At 73.1% G+C, this 21233-nt stretch carries 15 protein-coding genes; 6 read left to right on the top strand and 9 right to left on the bottom strand.

Annotated features, from left to right (window positions below; genetic code table 11):
• Nucleotides 1-62 precede the first annotated feature (62 nt).
• The gene (locus ADK67_RS23930) at nt 63-443 is read left to right on the top strand and encodes a hypothetical protein (RefSeq protein WP_157620790.1); all 381 of its coding nucleotides are present in this window, start codon (nt 63-65) and stop codon (nt 441-443) included.
• Nucleotides 444-608: 165 nt separating this feature from the next.
• Here ADK67_RS23930 and ADK67_RS23935 read toward each other — a convergent pair whose 3' ends face one another.
• The gene (locus tag ADK67_RS23935; protein WP_053718730.1) at nt 609-1637 is read right to left on the bottom strand and encodes an aldo/keto reductase; all 1029 of its coding nucleotides are present in this window, start codon (nt 1635-1637) and stop codon (nt 609-611) included.
• 113 nt (nt 1638-1750) lie between these two features.
• On the opposite strand from ADK67_RS23935, the gene ADK67_RS23940 reads away from it, so the two are divergent.
• On the top strand, nt 1751-2374 hold the full coding sequence (locus ADK67_RS23940; RefSeq protein WP_231648338.1) for a TetR/AcrR family transcriptional regulator: 624 nt from the start codon (nt 1751-1753) through the stop codon (nt 2372-2374).
• Here ADK67_RS23940 and ADK67_RS23945 read toward each other — a convergent pair.
• Both ADK67_RS23945 and ADK67_RS23950 read right to left on the bottom strand, forming a co-directional pair.
• Complete coding sequence (locus ADK67_RS23945) at nt 2352-2972, bottom strand: hypothetical protein (RefSeq protein ID WP_053718732.1); 621 nt, start codon at nt 2970-2972, stop codon at nt 2352-2354. The two genes, ADK67_RS23940 and ADK67_RS23945, sit on opposite strands and share 23 nt — an antisense overlap.
• Before the next feature lie 116 nt (nt 2973-3088).
• Entirely contained in the window at nt 3089-6178 is a 3090-nt protein-coding gene (locus tag ADK67_RS23950; RefSeq protein ID WP_053718733.1) for an efflux RND transporter permease subunit, read from the bottom strand.
• Nucleotides 6179-6497: 319 nt separating this feature from the next.
• On the opposite strand from ADK67_RS23950, the gene ADK67_RS23955 reads away from it, so the two are divergent.
• The gene (locus tag ADK67_RS23955) at nt 6498-10073 is read left to right on the top strand and encodes a DUF4082 domain-containing protein (protein ID WP_053718734.1); all 3576 of its coding nucleotides are present in this window, start codon (nt 6498-6500) and stop codon (nt 10071-10073) included.
• On the opposite strand, the gene ADK67_RS23960 is transcribed toward ADK67_RS23955, so the two are convergent.
• The 3 genes from ADK67_RS23960 to ADK67_RS23970 are packed head-to-tail and all read right to left on the bottom strand — an operon-like array spanning nt 10040 to nt 11347.
• Nucleotides 10040-10477, bottom strand: a complete 438-nt coding sequence (locus tag ADK67_RS23960) for a hypothetical protein (protein WP_053718735.1) — start codon at nt 10475-10477, stop codon at nt 10040-10042. The two genes, ADK67_RS23955 and ADK67_RS23960, sit on opposite strands and share 34 nt — an antisense overlap.
• Nucleotides 10470-10853, bottom strand: a complete 384-nt coding sequence (locus tag ADK67_RS23965) for a hypothetical protein (protein ID WP_053718751.1) — start codon at nt 10851-10853, stop codon at nt 10470-10472. Before ADK67_RS23965 ends, ADK67_RS23960 begins: the two co-directional genes overlap by 8 nt.
• A gap of 47 nt (nt 10854-10900) precedes the next feature.
• Nucleotides 10901-11347, bottom strand: coding sequence for a GNAT family N-acetyltransferase (locus ADK67_RS23970; protein WP_082403722.1), 447 nt, complete (start codon nt 11345-11347; stop codon nt 10901-10903).
• A 109-nt stretch (nt 11348-11456) separates the two neighbouring features.
• Between ADK67_RS23970 and ADK67_RS23975 the strand changes: the two genes are divergently transcribed.
• Nucleotides 11457-14588, top strand: a complete 3132-nt coding sequence (locus tag ADK67_RS23975) for an NACHT domain-containing protein (protein WP_231648339.1) — start codon at nt 11457-11459, stop codon at nt 14586-14588.
• On the opposite strand, the gene ADK67_RS23980 is transcribed toward ADK67_RS23975, so the two are convergent.
• Nucleotides 14569-15678, bottom strand: a complete 1110-nt coding sequence (locus tag ADK67_RS23980) for an amidohydrolase family protein (protein WP_053718737.1) — start codon at nt 15676-15678, stop codon at nt 14569-14571. The genes ADK67_RS23975 and ADK67_RS23980 overlap by 20 nt on opposite strands.
• Nucleotides 15679-15816: 138 nt before the next feature.
• Here ADK67_RS23980 and sigJ point away from each other — a divergent pair, with 138 nt between their 5' ends.
• Nucleotides 15817-16665 (top strand): RNA polymerase sigma factor SigJ, encoded by an 849-nt coding sequence (sigJ, locus tag ADK67_RS23985; protein ID WP_053718738.1) that lies wholly within the window; start codon nt 15817-15819, stop codon nt 16663-16665.
• A 17-nt stretch (nt 16666-16682) separates the two neighbouring features.
• On the opposite strand, the gene ADK67_RS23990 is transcribed toward sigJ, so the two are convergent.
• Complete coding sequence (locus ADK67_RS23990) at nt 16683-19184, bottom strand: hypothetical protein (RefSeq protein WP_053718739.1); 2502 nt, start codon at nt 19182-19184, stop codon at nt 16683-16685.
• Nucleotides 19185-19370: 186 nt separating this feature from the next.
• On the opposite strand from ADK67_RS23990, the gene ADK67_RS23995 reads away from it, so the two are divergent.
• Nucleotides 19371-20786 carry an aminopeptidase P family protein gene (locus tag ADK67_RS23995; RefSeq protein WP_053718740.1) on the top strand — a complete coding sequence of 472 codons (1416 nt, stop codon included), beginning with the start codon at nt 19371-19373 and terminating at the stop codon, nt 20784-20786.
• Here the strand turns inward: ADK67_RS23995 and ADK67_RS24000 are convergent.
• Nucleotides 20783-21130: a hypothetical protein gene (locus ADK67_RS24000; RefSeq protein ID WP_053718741.1), complete on the bottom strand. Its 348-nt coding sequence runs from the start codon at nt 21128-21130 to the stop codon at nt 20783-20785. The genes ADK67_RS23995 and ADK67_RS24000 overlap by 4 nt on opposite strands.
• Nucleotides 21131-21233 lie beyond the last annotated feature (103 nt).

Raw genomic sequence — 21233 nt, forward strand, 5'->3', positions numbered from 1 at the left:
AGTCTTCGAAGTCATGGCTATCGTCGCCTTCGGGACCGTGAATGGATCCCGAAGGGGGAGCTGTGAAAAAGAATTCTCTGATCGCGTCCACGGGCGCGCTGATCGTTTTCGTCATGATGGCGTTGGCGCCGTCGTCCGCGTCCGCGGCGTCGTTGGCCGCGCCGGCGCCGACCGGCTACGCGGTGGACCGGTCGGCGGTGCCCGCTTGTCACGTCACACCCAAATCGGGCGTGAGCGGCGTCAACGTCCGCTTGCGCGCGAACGACGACTCCACGCGCCTGGGCATCATCCAGCCCGGGCAGCAGGCGCCGGCGGCGTGCGAGGCCACGTCGGGCGGGAGCTACACCGCGTGCGGCGGCACGAGCGACTGGTGGGTCCAGGTGAAGTGGGACGGCCGCACCGGTTACGTCGCCCAGCTTTGCGTGGACTGGTACTCCAGCTGACCACATTACCCGTTAATCAACGGTCCCATGGGTGAAGAGAATGGTGCTGCCCCTTCTCCGCAGAAGCGGGCAGCACCATTCCGGGAACGAATGCGGAATCAGCGGTAAAAGGACCCGAGGTCAGGCGGCCGAGCGTTCGCCGGTCAGGCGACGGGGCAGCCGGACTCAGGCGGCCGAGCGTTCGTCGGCCGGGCGGCGGCGCAGGCGGGGCTGCTGGACGGCCGGTGTGCGGTAGTCCATGTCGAGCGCCCCCACGCCGGTGCCGGGCGGCACGATGGCGTCGATCCGGTCGAGGACGTCGTCGTCCAGCACGGCGTCCGCGCCGGCCAGCAGGTCGTCCAGCTGGTCCATGGTGCGCGGGCCGATGATCGCGGACGTGACGCCGGGGTGGGCGATCGCGAAGGCCATCGCCAGGTGCGTCAGGGACATCCCGGCGTCCTGCGCGACGGGGATGAGCTGCTCGACCGCGTCGAGCCGCCGTTCGTCGGTCATGTGCTTGAAGCCGTAGCTCGCGCGCTTGCTGTCGGTCTGCGTGCCCTTGCGGTAACGGCCGGTGAGCAGGCCTTGGGCGAGCGGGCTCCAGACGAGCGTGCCGATGCCGTAGCGCTCGCAGACGGGCAGCACCTCGTTCTCGATCCGCCGGTCGAGGATCGAGTACGGCGGCTGCTCGGTGCGGAACCGGGCCAGGCCGCGCCGTTCGGACACCCACTGCGCCTCGACGATCTCCGAGGCGGGGAAGGTGGAGGTGCCGATGGCGCGGATCTTCCCGGCCCGCATGAGGTCGGTGAGGACCGACAACGTCTCCTCGACGTCGGTGTCGGGCGCGGGCCGGTGGACCTGGAACAGGTCGACGTGGTCGGTCTCCAGGCGGCGCAGGGAGTCCTCCAGGGCGCGGACCAGCCAGCGCCGCGAGTTGCCCTGGCGGTTCGGGTCCTCCCCCATCGGCAGGTGGGCCTTGGTGGCCAGCACGACGTCGTCCCGACGGCCCTTGAGGGCCTTGCCGACGATCTCCTCGGACTCGCCGTACGAGTAGATGTCGGCGGTGTCGACGAAGTTGACGCCCGCGTCCAGCGCCTTGTGGATCATCCGGGCGGACTCGTCGTGGTCGGGGTTGCCCGCGGCTCCGAACATCATCGCGCCCAGGGCGTACGGGCTGACCTTGATGCCGGTGCGGCCCAGCGTGCGGTACTTCATGGTTCTCCTCGTGCGTTGGCAGGTGCCCGGCGCAGCGCTACGCTGACACAAACGGAACAACGTTCAACTTCGACGATACGGAACAACGTTCCGCTTAGCAAGGTGGGGTGGTCGTGAGCGAGGAAGTCGACGCCGGCGTGACCGGGGAGCGGGCGGGCAAGCGCGTGCGCGCCGACGCGCAGCGCAACACCGACGCCCTGCTCAGCGCTGCCGCGGAGGTGTTCGCCACCTCGGGCGTGGACGCCCCGGTGCGCCAGATCACCGCCAAGGCGGGCGTGGGCGCGGGCACGCTCTACCGCCACTTCCCGCAGCGCTCGGACCTCATCGCCGCGGTGTTCCGGCACGAGGTCGACGCGTGCGCCGACGCCGCGCCCGCCCTCGCCGCACAGCACGAGCCGCTCGAAGCGCTGGTGAAGTGGTTGCAGCGCTTCACCGGGTTCATCGGCACCAAACACGGGCTCAGCGCCGCCCTGCACTCCGGCGACCCGGCCTACAGCAGCCTGCCCGCCTACTTCCAGCAGCGCTTCGTGCCCGTCCTGCGCGCCCTGCTCGACCGCGCGGCCGAGGCCGGCGAGGTCCGCTCCGACGTCGACCCGTACGACCTGCTGCGCGCCACGGCCAACCTGACCCTGCCCGCCCGGGAGGACGACGGCCACACGCAGCGGATGGTCGCGCTGCTCATCGACGGCCTCCGCTTCGGTGCGGGCGGAACGGTCAGCGGTCCAGGGGCGGGCTGATCACCAGCCGCCGGTCCACGGCCGCCACGAAGCGGTCGGCCCGGTCGGGCACGACGGACCGCGCCCACGCGCCCAGGGCGTCGAGGAACCCGACCAGGTCCCGCCGGACGTCCCGGAGGAGACCGGGCAGGGCCGCGGTCGGGACGTCGACGTGCGGCCCGGTGCGCCGGGGGTTCACCAGGTCGTCGTCCGGCCAGATCCGGACCACCTCGCCGCGGTGCGCCATCACGGCGTCCGGGCTGTGGCCGAGCCAGATCGCCTCGCCGTCGAGGACGTCCAGCCAGGTGCGCCACTCCTCCAGCCCGAAGCAGCACCCGGGCTGGACCACGAGCCCGCCCGACGCGACCCGGAGACCGCCGGGCGAGTGGCGGTCGCCGTCCTCGTCGGCGTCGGCGGCCAGGAAGGCCTCGACCGCGCCGGCCGCGTCCGGCACGTCGGCGTTCAGGTCGACGTCGCCGACGCCGTGCGCGACCAGCGCCCACGCCAGGGTGGCGACCCGGCCCGCGGTCGGCGAGCGCGGCACCTCCAGGAAGTACTCCCCCGGCTCGACGGGCCAGAACGGGCAGTCACCGAACGGGCGCTCCAACACCGGGGTCATCGTGATCACCTCGCCATTGTGGGTCGCACGGCCGGCGCGGCGAAGCCGAATAAGCGCCGTCACGACAAAGCCCCGCCGCCCACCAAGGGCGACGGGGCCTGTCGAACCGGCGAACGTCAGACGGTGACCGGCTCCCGGTCCTCGACGGGCCGCGCGGCCTTGCGCGCCCGGCGGCGCTCCTTGCGGCCCTCGACCATCGAGTACAGCGTCGGCACCAGCACCAGGGTGAGCAGCGTGGAGCTGATCAGGCCGCCGATCACCACGATCGCCAGCGGCTTGCCGATGAACGCGCCCTCGCCGGTGATGCCCAACGCCATCGGCAGCAACGCGAAGATCGTCGCCGCCGCGGTCATCAGGATCGGCCGCAACCGCCGCCGACCGCCCTCGACCACCGCCTCGCGCACCGGCATCCCGTCCCGCCGGTACTGGTTGACCAGGTCGATCAGCACGATCGCGTTGGTCACCACGATCCCGACGAGCATCAGCATGCCGATCAGCGCGGGCAGGCCGAGCGGGGTGCCGGTGAGCAGCAGCAGGCCGATCGCGCCGGTCGCCGCGAACGGGATCGACACCAGCAGGATCAGCGGCTGCACCAGGCTGCGGAACGTCGCCACCATGATCAGGAACACGATCGCGATCGCGGCGAGCATGGCCAGGCCCAGGTCGGCGAACGTCTCGGCCTGGTCGGCGCTGACGCCGCCGATGCTGTGCGTGGCGCCGGCGGGCAGGTCCACCGCGTCCAGGCGCGACGTCAGGTCCGCCGTCACCGCGCCCAGGTCGGACCCGGTGGCCTTGGCCGACACGGTGGCGCTGCGCGCGCCGTCGGTGCGCCGCACCTGCACCGGACCGTCCACCACGGCCACCTCGGCGACCTGGCCGAGCGTGACGCCACCCGGCAGCGGCAACGCGCGCAACGCGTCCACGTCGGCCGGCGTGGTGCCCGTGCGCAGCACGACCTGCTGCGAGCTGCCGTCGATCGGCAACTGGCCCACCGGCACGCCCCGCAGCGCCTGCGCCGCGAACTGGCCGATGACCTGGCCGCTGAGCCCTCGCGCCGCCGCCGCGGCCTGATCCACGGTCACCTGCACGCGCGGCGCGCTCACCGACAGGTCGTCGGTGACCTCGCCGACGCCGGGCGTGCCGGACACGACCTGCCGCACGCGGTCGGCCGCGGCCCGCAGCGAGTCCGCGTCGGGCGCGGTGACCAGCACGTCGATCGTGTCCGAGCCGAAGCCGGACGCCGCCGCGCCGAACGCCACCTCGCCCGCGCCGGGCGTGTTCGCGAGTTGCTCGGTCAGCCGGTCCTGCAACGCCTCCAGGTCCGTGCCCTCGCGCACGGTGGCGCGCACGCTGGTGTCGCCGTCACCGCCGAAGCCGAACGCGGCCAGGCTGTTGTCCGTGCCGATGGTGACCTGGTAGGTCTCCACCTCGTCGGTCTCCGCCAGCACGCCTTCGAGCTTGCGCGCCGCGTCGTCCCGGGCGGCGAGGCTGCTGCCCGGCGGCAGCTTCTGGCTGCCCTGCAACGCGGTGCCGCCCGCGTTGTCGATGAAGTTGGTCTCCAGCGAGCCGGCCAGGCCGAGCGTGCCGCCGAAGATGAGCACGGCGATCAGCAACGTCACCCAGCGGCGCGTGGTGGCGAACTTGAGCACCGGCACGTAGGCGCGCTGCAACGGGCTGCGCTTCTCCTTCTCCAGCGCCGCCTCGCGCGCCTTCGCCGCCTCCTCCGGGTCGGTCGGCACGGCCGGGCGCTTGAGGAACCAGAACGCCAGCACCGGCACGATCGTCAACGACACCAGCAGCGACGCCAGCAGCGCCACGGTGACCGTGATGGAGAACGGCCCGAACAGCTCGCCCGCGATGCCGCCGACGAACGCGATCGGCAGGAACACCGCGACCGTGGTCAGCGTGGACGCGGTCACCGCGCCCGCCACCTCGCGCACGCCGTCGAGCACGGCGCGTTGCTTCTCCTCGCCGTAGCCGAGGTGCCGCTTGATGTTCTCCAGCACCACGATCGAGTCGTCCACCACCCGGCCGACCGCGATCGTCAGGGCGCCGAGGGTGAGCAGGTTCAACGACAGGTCGCCGGTGTAGAGGGCGATCAGCGCGACCACCACGGACAGCGGGATCGACACCGCCGTCACCAGCGTGGACCGCACCGACAGCAGGAACAGCAGGATCACGACCACCGCGAACAGCAGCCCGAGCAGGCCCTCCGTGGTCAGGCCGCTGATCGCCTTCTCCACCTGCGGGCCCTGGTCGAACGCGACGGTGAGCGTGGAGTCGGCCGCCTCGCCCCACTCGCCGAGCTTGGCGCGGACCTGCTGGGAGATCTCGACCGCGTTGCCGTCGGCGGTCATCGTGACCGCGACGCCCAACGTGGCCTCGCCGTTGGTGCGGGTGAGCACGGTCGCCGCCTCGGGCGCGGACTCGACCCGGGCCACGTCGCCGAGCTTCACCGGGCCGGCGGGCGAGGCGAGCAGCAGGTTCCGCAGGTCGTCCACGGTGGCGACGGGGCTGCCGATCTGCACGGTCAGCGTCTTGTCGGCCTCCGGCACGGTGCCCGCCGGCATGACCGCGCCCGCCGTGGTCAGGGCCGCGGTCAGCGCCTGGGGGTCCACGCGGGCCGCGCCGAGGCGGGCGTAGTCCACGGTGACGTTGACCTGGCGGTCGCGTTCACCGCTGACCGTGGCCTCCCGGACGCCGGGGATCGCCTCCAGGCCGGGCACGACCTCGGCGCGCAGCCGGGCCGCGGCGGCGATGTCGTCGTCACCGGAGGTCGCGGCGAGCGCGATCACCGGGATGTCGTCGGTGCTGCCCTGCGCGACGGTCGGCTCGACGCCCTGCGGCAGGCGCGGCTGGAGCCGGTTCACCGCCTGCTGCATCTTGGCCACGGCGGCGTCGATGTCGGTGCCGTAGGTGAACATCACCTGGACCGTCGCGGAGCTCTCGGCGGAGCGGGTGAACACCTGCTCGACGCCCTCGACGCCGCGCACCGCCGACTGGATGGGCTCCGCGACCTGGCTGTCCACCAGGTCCGGCGACGCGCCGGGGAACGGCGCGATGACCACCGCGGCGGGCAACTCGATGGACGGGAAGAGCTGCTGCTTGATCGAGGGCAGCGAGAACACGCCGAAACCGATCACGAGCAGGCTGAGCAGCCCGACGAGACTTCGGTTGGCCAGGCTCAGCCGAGCCAGCACGGACATCGTGGGAATCTCCTTGGTGGGCGGGACCTGCCGGCAGGCGACTGCTCGGGGTGCCGCGGGCGGATGTGCGAACGCTGGCACACGCCACCTGAGAACGGACTCAGACATGGGTTGACCGCGCGCCCCTCAGGACGCCTCTGACCTGCGCGGATGCCATGCCCGACAAGATCGTCCCCGTCCGGTGATCTTTATCACGGCGAACGCTTCGGCACCACTACTCCTTTCGGGGGATTGTTCGTGACCGGCCGTAACAGGGTTCACCACAGGGTGATGTCACAGGTATCCGACGTGTGACCGCCATCACCTGTGCGAGGTGTCTATGCCGCTCAACGCAATCGCCCTGGAGAACCAGAAGCCAGGGAACCCGGCGAGCGAGTGGGACCTGGGCGGACCGGCGTCGCCCACCATCGAGGGCTTCGCCACCCGGATGAGCGTCAACCGCGGCACGACCGTCGACTTCAAGATCAACACGACGTCGTCGAACTACCGGATCGACGTGTACCGGCTCGGCTACTACGCGGGCCTCGGCGCCCGGAAGGTCGCGACGATCCAGCGCACCACGCCGTCACCCCAGCCCGCGCCCGGCGGCGACCCGGCGATCGGCTACTACGACGCGGGCAACTGGAGCGTCACGGCGTCGTGGGCGGTGCCCGCGGACGCCGTGTCCGGCGTGTACCTGGCCAAGCTCGTCCGGCAGGACGGCGTCACCGGCGCGTCCCACATCCCGTTCGTGGTGCGCGCCGACGGCACCCAGCACGACATCGCCTTCCAGACCTCCGACACCACCTGGCACGCCTACAACGGGTGGGGCGGGGCGAACCTGTACGGCGGCAACGCCACCGCCGCGCCGGACGGGCGCGCGTACAAGGTCAGCTACAACCGCCCGATCCGCACCCGCGACCGGGTCGGCGCCGCCGCCGCGCCGCAGGACTACCTGCTGAGCGCCGAGTACGCGGCGATCCGGTGGCTGGAGCGCAACGGCTACGACGTCGCCTACCTCGCCGCGGTCGACGTCGGGCCCGGCAACGTGCCGCTCACGCAGTTCAAGGTGTTCCTGTCCACCGGCCACGACGAGTACTGGTCGGGCGACCAGCGCGCGCACGTCCAGGCGGCCCGCGACGCGGGCGTGCACCTGGTCTTCATCAGCGGCAACGAGGTCTACTGGAAGACCAGGTGGGAGCCGGACATCACCGGGGCGCCCGGCCGCACCCTGGTCTGCTACAAGGAGACCTGGGCCGGCGAGAAGATCGACCCGAGCGCGGAGTGGACCGGCACCTGGCGCGACACCGCCGCCACCCCGCCGTCGGACGGCGGCCGGCCGGAGAACGCGCTGACCGGCACGCTCTTCCAGGTCGACTCCTACCGCTACGACGTCATCCGGGTGCCGCACCCGCTGACGCGGTCCAGGTTCTGGCGCGACACCCGGGTCGCCCTGACCCCGCCCGGCGGCACGACCGACCTGGTGCCGGGGCTGCTCGGCTACGAGTGGGACGAGTCGCCGAACAACCGGTTCCGCCCGCCGGGCCTCATCCGGCTGTCGTCCACCTCGCTGGACGTGCACGCCTACCTGGTCGACTACGGCCGGACGACGGCCGCCGCGCCCGCCACCCACCACCTCACCCTCTACCGGGCCCCGAGCGGCGCCATCGTGTTCGGCGCGGGCACCGTCTTCTGGGCGTTCGGGCTCGACGCCGTGCACGACGAGACCAGCAACGGCACGTATCCCCCTGTCGTGGTGGACCGCGCCGTCCAGCAGACGATGGTGAACCTGTTCGCCGACATGACCGTGCAGCCGACCACGCGGCAGGGCGACCTGGTCGCGGCGACCGCGTCGACCGACGTCACGCCGCCGACGGCGGTCATCGCCGCGCCCGCGAACGGCGCGTCCGTCGTGCAGCAGCAGCGGGTCGTGGTCAGCGGCACGGCGAGCGACGTCGGCGGTGTCGTGGCCGCCGTGGAGGTCTCCACCGACGGCGGCACGTCGTGGCGCGCGGCGCAGGGCACGGCGAGCTGGACGTTCGACTGGTGGCCCCGCCTGCCGGGGCAGCACACGATCCGGGTGCGGGCGGTGGACGACAGCCTCAACGTCCAGTCGCCCGCCGCGAGCGTCGCCGTGACCGTGACGCCCGCCGCGTCGGTCCGGCTGTTCGACCCGACCGACGTGCCGTTCGCGCTGCGCACGGCCGAGCACGCCGCGCTGGAACTCGGCGTGCGGTTCTCCGTCAACACCGCGGGCTCGGCGACCGGCATCCGCTTCTACAAGAACCCGCACGTCACCGGCGCGCACACGGCGCACCTGTGGAGCGCCGACGGCACGCTGCTCGCGACCGCGACGTTCACCGGCGAGACCGCGAGCGGCTGGCAGCAGGCGAACTTCCCCGCGCCCGTCGCGCTGTCCCGCGGCGCGACCTACATCGCGTCCTACCACAACGTCGGCTTCTACTCCGCCGACCCGAACTACTACACGACCGCGCGGACCGGCGGCGCGGTGACGGCGCCCGCCGGGGACAACGGCGTGTTCGCCTACGGCGCGTCGGCCACGTTCCCCGCCAACACGTTCCGCGGCACGAACTACTGGGTCGACGTCGTCTTCGCCCGCGCGGGCGGCGCGGGCAACCTCCCGCCGGTCGCGGGCAACGACGGCGGCTTCACCACCAACCAGGGCACGGCGATCGTGATCCCGGCCGCGGCGCTGCTGGCCAACGACAGCGACCCCAACGGCTACCCGCTGTCGATCACCGGCGCGGACAACCCCGTCAACGGCACGGTGACGTGGTCCGCGGCCGCGCAGGCGGTGACGTTCACGCCCAGCGCGGGTTTCGCGGGCCTGGCCACGTTCCGCTACACGATCACCAACGGCCACAACGCCCCCGTGTCGGCGACGGTGTCCGTGTCCGTGCTGGCCGCCGCCGTCCGGCAGACGCTGTTCCGGCCGACCGACACCCCGGCGGTCGCGGGCTTCGACGACCCCCACCCGGTCAACCTCGGCGTGAAGTTCCACTGCACCACGACGGGCGCCAAGGCCAAGGGCGTCCGGTTCTACAAGGCGCCGCAGAACTCCGGCACGCACGCGGCCCGCCTGTGGACCGCGAACGGGACGCTGCTCGCGTCGGCGACGTTCACCGGCGAGACCGCGAGCGGCTGGCAGGAGGCGACCTTCCCGACACCGGTCGACCTCACCGCCGGCACGACCTACGTCGCGTCGTACCACACCACGGCCGGCAACTACGCCGTCACCGGGAACTTCTTCGCCAACGCGCACACCCGCGACGCGCTCGTCGCGCCGTCCAGCGCCGGCTCTGCAGGCAACGGCGTGTTCGCCTACGGCCCGTCCGCCGCCTTCCCGACCTCGTCGTTCAACGCCACGAACTACTGGGTGGACGTGGTGGTCGACGCGCCCGCGCCGCTGCTGCGGACCCTCTTCGAGGTCGCCGACACGCCCGCCGTCGTGACGGTGGCCGACTCGGGACCCGTGCAGCTGGGCACGAAGTTCCGCACGTCGGCGACGGACGCGGCGGCGGTCGGGATCCGGTTCTACAAAGGACCGCAGAACACCGGCGCCCACACGGCCCACCTGTGGACCGCGAACGGGGTGCTGCTCGCGTCGGCGACGTTCACCGGCGAGACGGCGAGCGGCTGGCAGCAGGTCGTCTTCGGCACGCCCGTGCCGCTGACCGCCGGCGTCACCTACATCGCGTCGTACCACACGAACGCGCCGTACTCGGCCACGCCGGACTTCTTCGGCGCCCACCACGTGAAGGGCTCGTTGACCGGCCTGTCGAGCGCGAGCGGCGGCGGCAACGGCGTCTTCACCTACGGACCGGCGGGCAGCTTCCCCAACTCGACGTTCAACGCCACGAACTACTGGGTGGACGTCGTGGTGCGGTCCAGCTGAGCGCGGCCGGTGTGGCGCAGCCACAGCAGCCCGAGCACGGGCAGCACGAGCGGCACGAACCCGTAGCCGCCGCCGAAGTCCGACCACACCGTGGCCTCGGGGAACGCCGCCGGGGCCACGAGGCTGGCCGCGCCGACCACCAGCACGCCCGCCAGCTCGACCCCGCACGCGAGGTAGGCGATCCGCCGTGACACGACACCGGCCAGCGCGGCGGTGGCCACGAGGTACACGACCGCGGCGAACGCCGACAGCACGTACGCCAGCGGCGCCTGGTCGAACCGGGTGGCGATCTGCACCGCCGACCGGGCCGTGGCCGCGACGGCGAAGATCCCGTACACGGCGATCAGCATCCGGCCGGGCCCGGACCTGGTCGTGCGCTTCAGCTCGTCGCGCCGCTCAGCCATGGGTCGCCCACAGCTGGTTCAGCCGCAGGACCATCACCGGCACGCTCAGGCACGCCACGGCCAGCACCCCGGCACCCCACCTCGACCGGTCGCCCAACGCCCAGAACGCCCCGACCGGCAGCACCGCCACCACCGCGACCAGGTAGCCGAAGAACGTGGGCGCGTCCAGGCCGGGGTGGTCGGCGGTCAGCACGGTGATCGTCGCCGCCACCGCCTGCACGAGCAGCCCGACTTCCAGCAGCACGACGACCGCGGCCAGGCCGAGGGTGGGCTTGGTGGCGAGCGTGATGGGCCGGTCGGCGACGACCAGGACCAGCGACCACAGGGCCGCGACGAGCGCCACGACCGTCAACGCGGTCGCGAGGACAGGGATCATCTTCAGCTTCCCGGTCGAGCGGAGGTACGCGGCCAACCTACCCCGCGTCACGACAAGGTCAGCTTGAAGCCCTCGTGGGACTGGGCGAACCCGAGGCGGCGGTAGAACCGGTGCGCCTCCACGCGGGACTTGTCGGACGTGAACTGGACGACGACACAACCCCGGGCCCTCGCCTCGTCGATCGCCCACCGCATCAGCCGCTCACCCAACCCCTGCCCGCGCAGCGCGGACGCCACCCGCACCGCCTCGACCTGCGCCCTCGCCGCACCCCGCCGCGACAGGCCGCGCAACACCGTGAGCTGGAGCGTGCCCACGACCTCGCCCTCCCGTTCGGCCACCGCCAGCACCTCGTGCCCGGCCGCGTCGATCGCCTCGAACGCCCGCAGGTAGGGCGCCAGGTCGTCCGGTGACTCGCGCCGCGCGCCCAAGTCGTCGTCGGCGAGCAGGGCGACGATCGCGGGCACGTCCTCGACGGTGGCACGACGGATGATCACTGGCACGGTCCTCCCTGGTGGCTGGTCCCCAGCCCATCACATGCAGCGAACCGGTGCGGATCGTGTGCCCGACGCGATACACAGGGGTGTCGACGGTGGAGGAGGGTCCGTGGAGCCGGTGGTCCTGCGGGTGGGCGGCACGCTGGTCGGTTCGGCGATGAAGCTGTGGCTGACCCACCGCAAGGGCCGGGCCGAGCGGACCAGGCCGCTGGTGGACCTCGTCGGGGCGCGGCTGACCGACGACTTCCAGCGGCGGCGGTTCAACCGCGAGGTCGAGGCGCTGGTCGACGTGGTCGCCGAACGGCTGCTGCCGCTGTGCCGGCAGGAGGTGCCGGGCCTGCCCGAGCACGAACGGCTCGCCGCGATGGCCGAGGTGGTGTCGGCGTTCGAGCACGCCGACCTGTCCGACGCGGGGCTGTTCGACGTCGACGTCGACCCGGCGAAGCTGGCCCGCAGGCTGCGCGCCGGGTTGCCGGGCGGCGCCGGGCTCGGCGAGGCGGCGACGTGGTTCCACACCGTGCTGCTGGACGAGTGCTGCGCGTGCTTCGTCCAGCTCGTCGTGCACCTGACGCCGTTCGCGGCACGGGCGAGCGCCGAGCTGCTGGGCCGGGTGTCCGGCCTGGCCGACCAGGTGGGTCACGTGCTCGCCCGGCTGCCCGCGCCCACGCTGATGGCGCCCCAGGGCACCGCGAACGACGCCGAGTTCCGCACCCGGTACCTGCGGCTGGTCAGCGAGTCGCTGGACGACATCGAGCTGTTCGGCGTGGACGTGCGCCGCTTCCGGCCGCGGACCACGCTGAGCGTCGCGTACATCAGCCTGTCGGTCAGCGGGGCGCGACGGCGCGCGCACCCGGCCGACGAGGTGACGCGGTGGCGTGACGGGGCGCAGGACGCGCAGGACGGCGCGGTGCGGGTGGAGCACGCCCTGGCCGCCCACGACCGCCTCCTCATCCGGGGCGAGGCCGGGTCGGGCAAGTCGACGCTGTTGCGCTGGCTGGCGGTCAACGCGGCGCGCGGCGCGTTCCGGGGCGAGCTGGCGGACCTCAACGGCCGGGTGCCGTTCCTGATCGAGCTGCGCGGTCACGCCGGGCGCGGCTTACCCGGTCCCGAGGGGTTCGTGGAGGACACCGCGCAGCCGTTGGCCGCCGTGATGCCGCCCGGTTTCGTGCACCGGCAGCTGGAGTCCGGGCACGCGCTGGTGCTCGTGGACGGCGTGGACGAGCTGCCGGCGGCCGAACGCGGGGCGGTGCGGGGGTGGCTGGGCACGCTGAGCCGGGCGTTCCCGGACGTCCGGTGGGTGCTGACGTCCCGTCCCGGCGCGGCGACGGCGGGGTGGCTGACGGCGGAGGGCTTCGGGTCGGCGTTCCTGGAGCGGATGAGCGCGGCCGACGTCCGCGCGTTGATCCGCCACTGGCACCAGGCCGCGCGGGACGCGGGCGGGCTGCCGTGCGACGAAGCGGACCTGCCCCGGCACGAGGGCGCGTTGCTGAGCCGGTTGGACGCCAACCCGCACCTGCGGGCGCTGGCCACCACTCCCCTGCTGTGCGCGATGCTCTGCGCGCTCAACCTCGACCGGCGCACGTTCCTGCCCCGTGACCGCCTGGAGCTGTACCGGACGGCGCTGACGCTGCTGCTGGACCGCCGTGACGCCGAGCGCCACATCCCCGGCGCGAGCGAGTTGGCCGGCCAGGACCGCCGTCACCTGCTGCGCCACCTGGCCTGGCGGCTGTCGATCAACGGCCGGTCCGAGCTGAGCCGCGAGGAGGCGGTGCGGCGCCTGGCCGAACGACTCGCCGCGATGCCACGCGTGCCGCACGACGCGGAGACCGTGCTCGACCACCTCGTCCACCGCAGCGGCGTGGTGCGCGAACCGGTGACCGGCCGGATCGACTTCGTGCACCGCAGCTTCCAGGAGTTCCTGACCGCGGAGGAGGCCGCCGACCAGGGCGACATCGGCCTGCTGGTGGACCACGCCCACCTGGACCAGTGGCGGGACGTCGTGGTGATGGCGGCGGGCCTGGCCAACGCCCCGCTGCGCGCCGAACTCCTGTCCGGCCTGCTCGACCGCGCCGACGCCGAACCGCGACGCCGCCGCCGGCTCCACCTCCTCGCCGCGGCGGCGATGGAGGCCGACCCCGCCCTGGCCCCGGACCTCGCCGAACGCATGGAACGCTGCCTGGCCGACCTCCTGCCACCCCGCCGCGCCGTGGAAGCCCGGTCGTTGGCGGCAGGCGGCGAAGTCCTGCTCCCCCGCCTGCTCCTCGACCCGCGCGACCTGTCGGAGGCCGCCGCCGCGGCCACCGTGCGCACCGCCGCGTTGATCAACGGCCCGGACGCCTGGCCGGTGCTCGAACGCTTCGCCCAAGACCCGCGCCACGACGTCCAACGCGAGCTGATCAAAGCGTGGCCCTACTTCGACCCGGGCGAGTACGCCGACCGGGTCCTCGCCGACGCGCCGCTCCTGGACGGGGAGATCATGGTGGACGACGAGGCCCTCCTGCCCCACGTCGCCAAGCTGCGCCGCCTCAGCGGGCTCCGGGTGGAGTTGGCGGACCTGGCCGACCTGGGGCCGCTCGCCGGCCTGGCGTTGGAGCGCCTGTACTTCTACCCGCGCGGCGGTCAGTCGGTCGACTTGTCCGAACTCCGGGCGCTGCCCCGGTTGGCCGGGCTGGGGGTGAAGAACCTGGCGTCCACCGCCGATCTGGCCCCGCTCGCGGGCCTCCCCCGGCTGGAGCAGTTGGCGCTCTACGACTTCCCCACCGGCCTCGACCCGGCGCCGCTCGGCGCGCTGGAGGCGCTGCGCGACCTCGACCTCGGCGACCTCGGAAAAGGGCGACCGCTGGGGTTCGAGGGAGGGCTGCGAGCACTCGCCGAGTACGCGCCGCACCTGACGAGCCTCGGGTTCTACCAGGTCGACGGGCTCGGTGACCTCGCTGAACTGGCGCATTTCCCCGCATTGCGGAGGTTGTCGTTACGCCTCTGCGGGGCGCTCGACCTGTCGCGGCTCGACGCGGCGACCTCCCTGACGACTCTCCAGATCTCCACGACGGCCCACGCCGAGTACCTCGAACAGATCAGGGCGCTGTCCGGGGTTCAGGTGTTGGAGATCCTGTCCAGCCGGGACGACACCCGGGACATCGACCTGTCCCCCTTGAGCGACCGGCGGATGACGGTCCGCGTCTACGCGAACCGCCACCGCGTCGTGGGAGCGGGCAAGAGGATCAAGGTCGAGCGGATCTGACCCCGCGCCGCCACACGGCGGCCACCGACGCGGTGGCCGTGATGTCGGTGGTCGGGTCGCCGTCCACCAGCAGCAGGTCCGCGCGCAGGCCCGGCTCCACCCGTCCCCGATCGGTGAGTCCGAAGTGGACCGCGGGCACGCTGGTCGCCGCGGCCAGGGCCTCCGGCGGGGTCAGGCCGGCGGCGGTGAGCAGCGCCAGTTCGCGGTGCATGGCGACGCCGTGCCGCGGCGCCCACGGGTTGGCGTCCGTGCCCGCAACGATCGGCACCCCGGCCTCGTGCAGCACCCGTGCCGCGTGCACGGCGTGCTCGAAGCTGCCGTGCGCGGCGTGGTCGACGGTGGCCGTCGGGCCGCTGATGGACTCGAAGTACACGAGCGTGCTGACCACGAAGACGCCCCGTTGCGCGACCCAACCCACCAGGTCGTCACCGGCGTCGCACCACACGTGCGCCAGGCCGTCGACCCCGGCGTCCACCGCGATCCCGACCTCCTTCGCGGTGATGGCGTGGGCGATGACCTTCAGCCCGTGTCCGTGCGCCGCGTCCACCAACGCCTCCACCACCTCCGGCGCGAGGACGGGCAGGTCCACGCCGTGCACGGCGCCGTCGTCGATCACGACCTTCAGGTAGTCCACGCCCTCCGCCACCCGTGCCGCGACGAACGCCCGCGCCGCCGCCACGTCGGCCACCGTCTCGAACGGTCGCGCGGCGTCGCCCAGCTCGTCGCCGATCGACGCCAGCAGCTGGCTCGGGTGGCCGCCGGGCGCGGTGGCGAGCAGGCCGGCGCTGCGCAGGTCGGCGACGTCGTCGCGGGACGCGGCCAGCTCGCGCTGCCGGGCCAGGTTGCCCGGCAGGCAGAACATGTCCAGCTCGGTCGTCACACCGGCCGCCAGCGCCTGCGCCAGGCTGCCGTCGAACGCGTGGGTGTGCCCGTCGATCAGGCCGGGCAGCAGGGTCCTGCACCGGCCGTCCACCTCGACGTCGCACCGACCACCTGGCTCGGCGATCAGCGCGCCGTCGATCAGCACGTCGGCACGCGGCACGACGCGGTGGCCGTCGAACACGCGCACGTCACGGATCAGGGTTCGCATGGTGTCTCCCTCCAACGGGTCGAGTCGCCAACCAAGAGGGAACGCGCCCCGCGGACTGTGACCTGATGAGGTCCACGTCACATCACGTCACAGTCCACCCCTCCCTTCGCTCTTAGATGCGACACGAGGGAGGGACCCATGGGTGGCACGGACGCGTTCGTCGAGCACCGGGAACTGCTGTTCTCCATCGTCTACGGGATGCTCGGCACGGTCGCCGACACCGAGGACGTGCTCCAGGAGACGTGGCTGTCGTGGGCGCCGAGGAACGACGTCGACAACCCGCGCGCCTACCTGGTCCGGATCGCGGTCAACCACGCGTTGCGCCGCCGGGAGCGGCAGCGGGCCGGTCGCGAGACCTACCCCGGCCAGTGGCTGCCCGAACCGCTGGTCGGCGACGCGGCGGACGAGGTGGTGCGCGGCGAGGAGTTCTCCATGGCCGTGCTGGTGGTGCTGGAGACCCTCACCCCGGCCGAACGCGCGGTGTTCGTGCTGCACGAGGTGTTCGGCTACGCGCACCCGGAGATCGCGGACATCCTCGGCCGCAGCCCGGCGGCGGTCCGGCAGCTCGCGCACCGGGCGCGCGAGCACGTCGAAGCCCGGCGGCCCCGGTACGCGGTGGACCCGCGCACCCGGCGGCAGGTGACGGAGCGGTTCATGGCCGCCGCGCTGGGCGGCGACCTCGAAGGACTGCTGCGCGTGCTCGCGCCGGACGTGACGCTGTGGACCGACGGCGGCGGCAAGGGGCCCGCGACGAGCCTGGAGCCGGTGCACGGCGACGACCGGGTGGCACGGCTGCTGATCGCCGTCGCCGAGGGCGTCGCGGAGACCATGGACGTGCGGTTCCGCCGCGTGCACGGCGACCCGGCGGTGCTGCTGTTCGCCGACGACGCGCCGTTCGCCGTGCTGGTGCTGGAAGTCCGCGGCGACCGGGTCGGCGGCGTCTACTCGATCACCAACCCGGACAAGCTCACCCGCGTGCGGCCCTGAGGCTCAAGATCCGTGGCTCACGACCCGCCCGACAGGGACAGGTCGCCGATCACCACGGTCGTGCGCGACGGCGCGACGGCGTCCGCCACCCTGGCCACCACCTCGTCGAACACCGGGTCGTCGTAGTAGTCGCTGTGCCCGCGCAACGGCGAGGCGACCATGTCCGGGTCCGGGTCGAGGAACTCCGGGTCGCGCAGCCGCACGTCGTTGCCGCAGCGCACGCCCCACAGCTTCGGGTCGGCGAACACCCGTTCCTCCGCCGTCTCCGGCCACACCTGCACCGGCCCGCCCAGCGGGTCGGTCGACCGGTGCACGTTCCACCACCGGTCGCCGAGCTCGTCGCGCAGGCGGACGAGTTCGGCGTGGCCGAGGTAGTGCGGGAACAGCCGCGAGTACGCCCACTGCAGCTGCGAGCCGTAGGTGACCAGGCCGACCCGGCGCAGCGCGGCGACCGCGTCCGCCTGCCTGATGTACCGCTCCCCGTCGGCCGGGTCGGGCCGCTCGCTCTCCCGGCGCAGCAACGACAACGCCGCGAAGCACACCACGCTGCCCTGGCTGTGCCCGGACAGCACGACCGCGCCCACGTCGTGGTGCCCGGCCAGCCGGACGGCGCGCGAGGTCAGCTCGATGGTGGCGCGACCGCCGTAGGGCGGCGGGCAGATCGGGTGCGCCAGCCGAGGCCAGAACGCCACCAGGTCCCACACGATGCCGACCGCCGTGCGCATCCGAGGGCTCTGCCACGTCCGCACACCCAACAACAACAAGACCAGCACGAGACCCGACACCACCAGGCTGCCCAACGCGCCCAACTCCTGCGCCGGGACCGTCGACAGCCAGTCGGCCAGGCCCGGCGGCGGCGCGGCCCGCCAGGCCGGGTGCGCGAGCCGGGCCAGCGCGAGACCGCCGCCCGCCGCCACCAGCACGCCGCCCAGCAGCGCGACCGCGCCGAGCAGCCAGTGGTAGCGGTACTTCGCCGAGGCCAGGCGTTGGTTCAACGCCACCTTGCCGATGCCCGGCCGGTCCGCGCGACCCGGGTAGTCGGCCACCACGCCGTCGCGGACCGCCACACCGTTCGCGTGGCGCACGCAGGAGACCGCGCCGACCGCGTACAGCACGCCGGCGGCCACCGCGGCGGCCCAGAACGCCCAGCCCGGCATCGCCGTCCACCGCAGCGCGACGGCCACCGCCGCGGCCACCGACCCGGCCGCGAACACCAGCGCGCTCGACACCTGCCGCACCATGGCCGCCACGATCGGCGCCACCAGCAGCGGGAACGCGATCGCCAGCACGCCCCACAGCCCCGCGCCGACCAGGTAGCTCGTGCTCAAAACAAGCCCCTGCCGCCCCGCCTCCGGCACCGGGTCGCCGACCCAGTCCACCACCCGGTAGGCCAGCCCGCCGCTGAACCCGACCGCCAACGTGGTGGCGACGGCCGCGATCACCACGGCCGCGTAGCCGTGCCACATCGGCCGGAACCGCTTGTCCGCCACCATCAGCTCGACACCGCGCGCGGAGTGCCTCATGCGCACGCACGCCCCGAGCAGCACGACCAGCAGCAGCATCGCCGACGCCGCCAGGACGTTCGTGACCGCCTCGAACCCGGCCAACGGCGTCACCGACCCAGTCGCGCCGGTCGGCGCCTGCCACAGGACCGCCGTCGCCAACCCCGCCGCGAGCAGCAGGTACGCCACCGACGCCCACTTCAGCGCCCGCGAGTTCACCTTCCGCCGGTCCGGCGACATCACCACGCACCCGACGGCCCACGCCAGCACCAGCGCGCCCAGCCCGACCACCGTCCACGACACCAGGTCCGACGGCCGGTCCGGCTGCTCGGTCCGCAACGCGCCCGCGTACAGGACCCCCACCACCACGCACGCCGCCGCCACGTGCGCGTCACGCAGCACCGGCGTGCGCGGCGACGTGTGCCAGAACGCGTAGTCGCCCAAGCTGCCCGTGCGGGTCTCCCACGCGTGGTGCGTGCCCTTGGGCTCGTACAGGAACGTCTGCCGGCCGAACCACCACAGCACCGTGATCACCAGGCCCGGCGGGACCATGCCGACCAACAGCATCGCGCCGAACGGCCAGCCGTCGAAGAACCCCAGGTGCTCGGACCGACACGCCGCCGTGCCCGCGCACTGCCGCACCAGCAGCTCCAGCGACGCGTACGCGGTGGCCGTGACCAGCATGCACGTCAGCACCAGCCCGAGCAGCCGCAGCACCGCCTCGGCGAACCGGCCCGCGCCCAGCAGCGTGTACCGGGCGAGGTTGAGGATCGCGAACGGGATCAGCACCAGCCACAGCGCCCGGCTCGCACCGCCCGAGGTGAACCGGCCCCAGTGGAACGCCTCCACGGTCCGCGTCCGCCCGCTGGACAGCGCCCGCGCCGGTTTGCCCGCCCGCAGGAACCTGGCGACGTCGTCACCGGCCACCGGGGTGGGGAACGGGTCGCCCAGCATCGCTTCCGGCGGCGTGCCGGACACGCCGTGCACCCGCAGTTCGACGACATCCTCGGGACGCATGCTTTTCCCCTGCCGTAGGTGGCCGTGAGCTGTTGCCTACCGGATCGGCCACGTGCGGTAGGCCGTTTCAGCGCAGGAGACACCCGGTTGGGCGACGCAAGGGCTGGTGAGAACATCCTCCGGTGACGCCCGGTCGCCGATCGCGATCGGGCGTGCTCACGGCCCCGACCCGAAAGGCTGCCCACGGTGACCAAACCCGCCCGCCGCGACCCCAGCAAGCTCGTCGACGCCTCCGGGTTCCGCGAGTTCGTCCAGCACGGCTGGGGCCCGGCCGACCGCGCCGCCCGCGTCACACCCGGCGCCGCCGAGGCCGCCGCCGCACACCGCGACCGGCTCAGCGCCGCGTTGCCCGGCGCGCGCATCGCGGTGGCCGCCGGCTGGGCGCCCGTGCGGTCCAACGACACCGACTACGGCTTCCGCCCGGACAGCGATTTCTCCTGGTTGACGGGCTGCGCCGCGGAAGGCGCGGTGCTGGTGATGCACCCGGTCGCCGGCGGTCACGACGCGGAGCTGTTCCTGCGCCCGCCCGCCGGTCCGGACGAGCCGGACTTCTTCGCCAACGCCCGCGACGGCGAGCTGTGGATCGGACCGGTGCCCGGCCTGGCCGAGTGGGCCGAAGCGCTCGGCGTGCGCTGCCGCCCGTCGCACGAGCTGCCGTCGGCCCTGCGCGGCAGGCTGCCCGCCGTGCACGCGACGACCGGCGTCGACCCGCTGCTGGACGCGTTGGCGGGCGCCGACCACACCGCCGAGCTGCGCACCGTGCTGGCCGAGCTGCGGCGCATCAAGGACGACTGGGAGGTGGGCCAGCTCCAGGCCGCCGTCGACGCCACGATCCTCGGGTTCGCCGACGTCGCCGCCGAGCTGCGGGCGGCCGTCAAGGGCGGTGGCGAGCGGTGGTTGCAGGGCACGTTCGACCGACGCGCCCGCACCGCGGGCAACGGCCCCGGCTACGCCTCGATCGTGGCTGCCGGGCCGCACGCGCCCGTGCTGCACTGGGTGCGCAACGACGGTCCCGTGCCCGAGGACGCCGTGCTGCTGCTGGACGCGGGCGTCGAGCTGGACACCCTCTACACCGCCGACATCACCCGGACGTTGCCGGTGTCGGGCTCCTACAGCCCCGCGCAGCGGCAGGTGCACGAGCTGATCGAACGCGCGTCGGCGGCGGCGCTGGCGGTCGTGCGGCCGGGCGCGGCGTACCGGGACTTCCACCAGGAGGCCATGCGGGTGCTCGCCGAGGGCCTGCACGACTGGGGCCTGCTGCCGGTGTCGGTCGAGGAGTCGCTCGACCCGGACGGCCAACACCACCGGCGCTACATCACGTGCGGCGTGGGTCACTTCATCGGACTGGACGTGCACGACTGCGCCAACTCCACCTCCACCGCCTACCACGAGGGGACGCTGGAGGTCGGCATGGCGCTGGCCGTCGAACCGGGCCTCTACTTCCACCCGAACGACGAGACCGTGCCGCCGGAGCTGCGGGGCATCGGCGTGCGACTGGAGGAGAACGTCGTGGTCACGGCCTCGGGCAACCGCGTGCTGTCGTCGGCCCTGCCGAACGACGCGGCCGGCCTGGAATCCTGGGTCGCGGCGGCGGGCCGCTAGCACGAGACGCCGAGGACGGTGCCACGGCCGCAGGACCACCGGCCAACGGATCTTCGGAACCGGGCACCGTCCACAACGATGTCGGCGGAGTCGTGCACGGCGACGTGGTGCGGGCCGGTCTCGTCGAAGAGGTCAACGCCACGCACGTCGTCGTGGTGCCTGGGGTACGCGGCGGCCTCCGCCGAGGTGATCGGCTCGGACCGCACCGATCCGGTGCACGACGCGAACCGGATGCCCGCCTGGCCGGCCGCCGGTGGCACGTCGTGCACCGCCGACGGTTCGCCGCTCGGGGCCGAACCCTCGCCCAGGTGCTGCCCGGAGCCGACGAACTGCCGGACGACCACCGGAACACGGTCGCCGCCACGTGGGCGTTGTCGGTCGAACCGCTCGACCGATTACCGCCTGCGTCGCGAACGCGGGCTGGCCGACTGGACCGGTCGGGCGGGC

Source organism: Saccharothrix sp. NRRL B-16348 (genome assembly GCF_001280085.1).
In the GTDB taxonomy this organism is placed as follows: domain Bacteria; phylum Actinomycetota; class Actinomycetes; order Mycobacteriales; family Pseudonocardiaceae; genus Actinosynnema.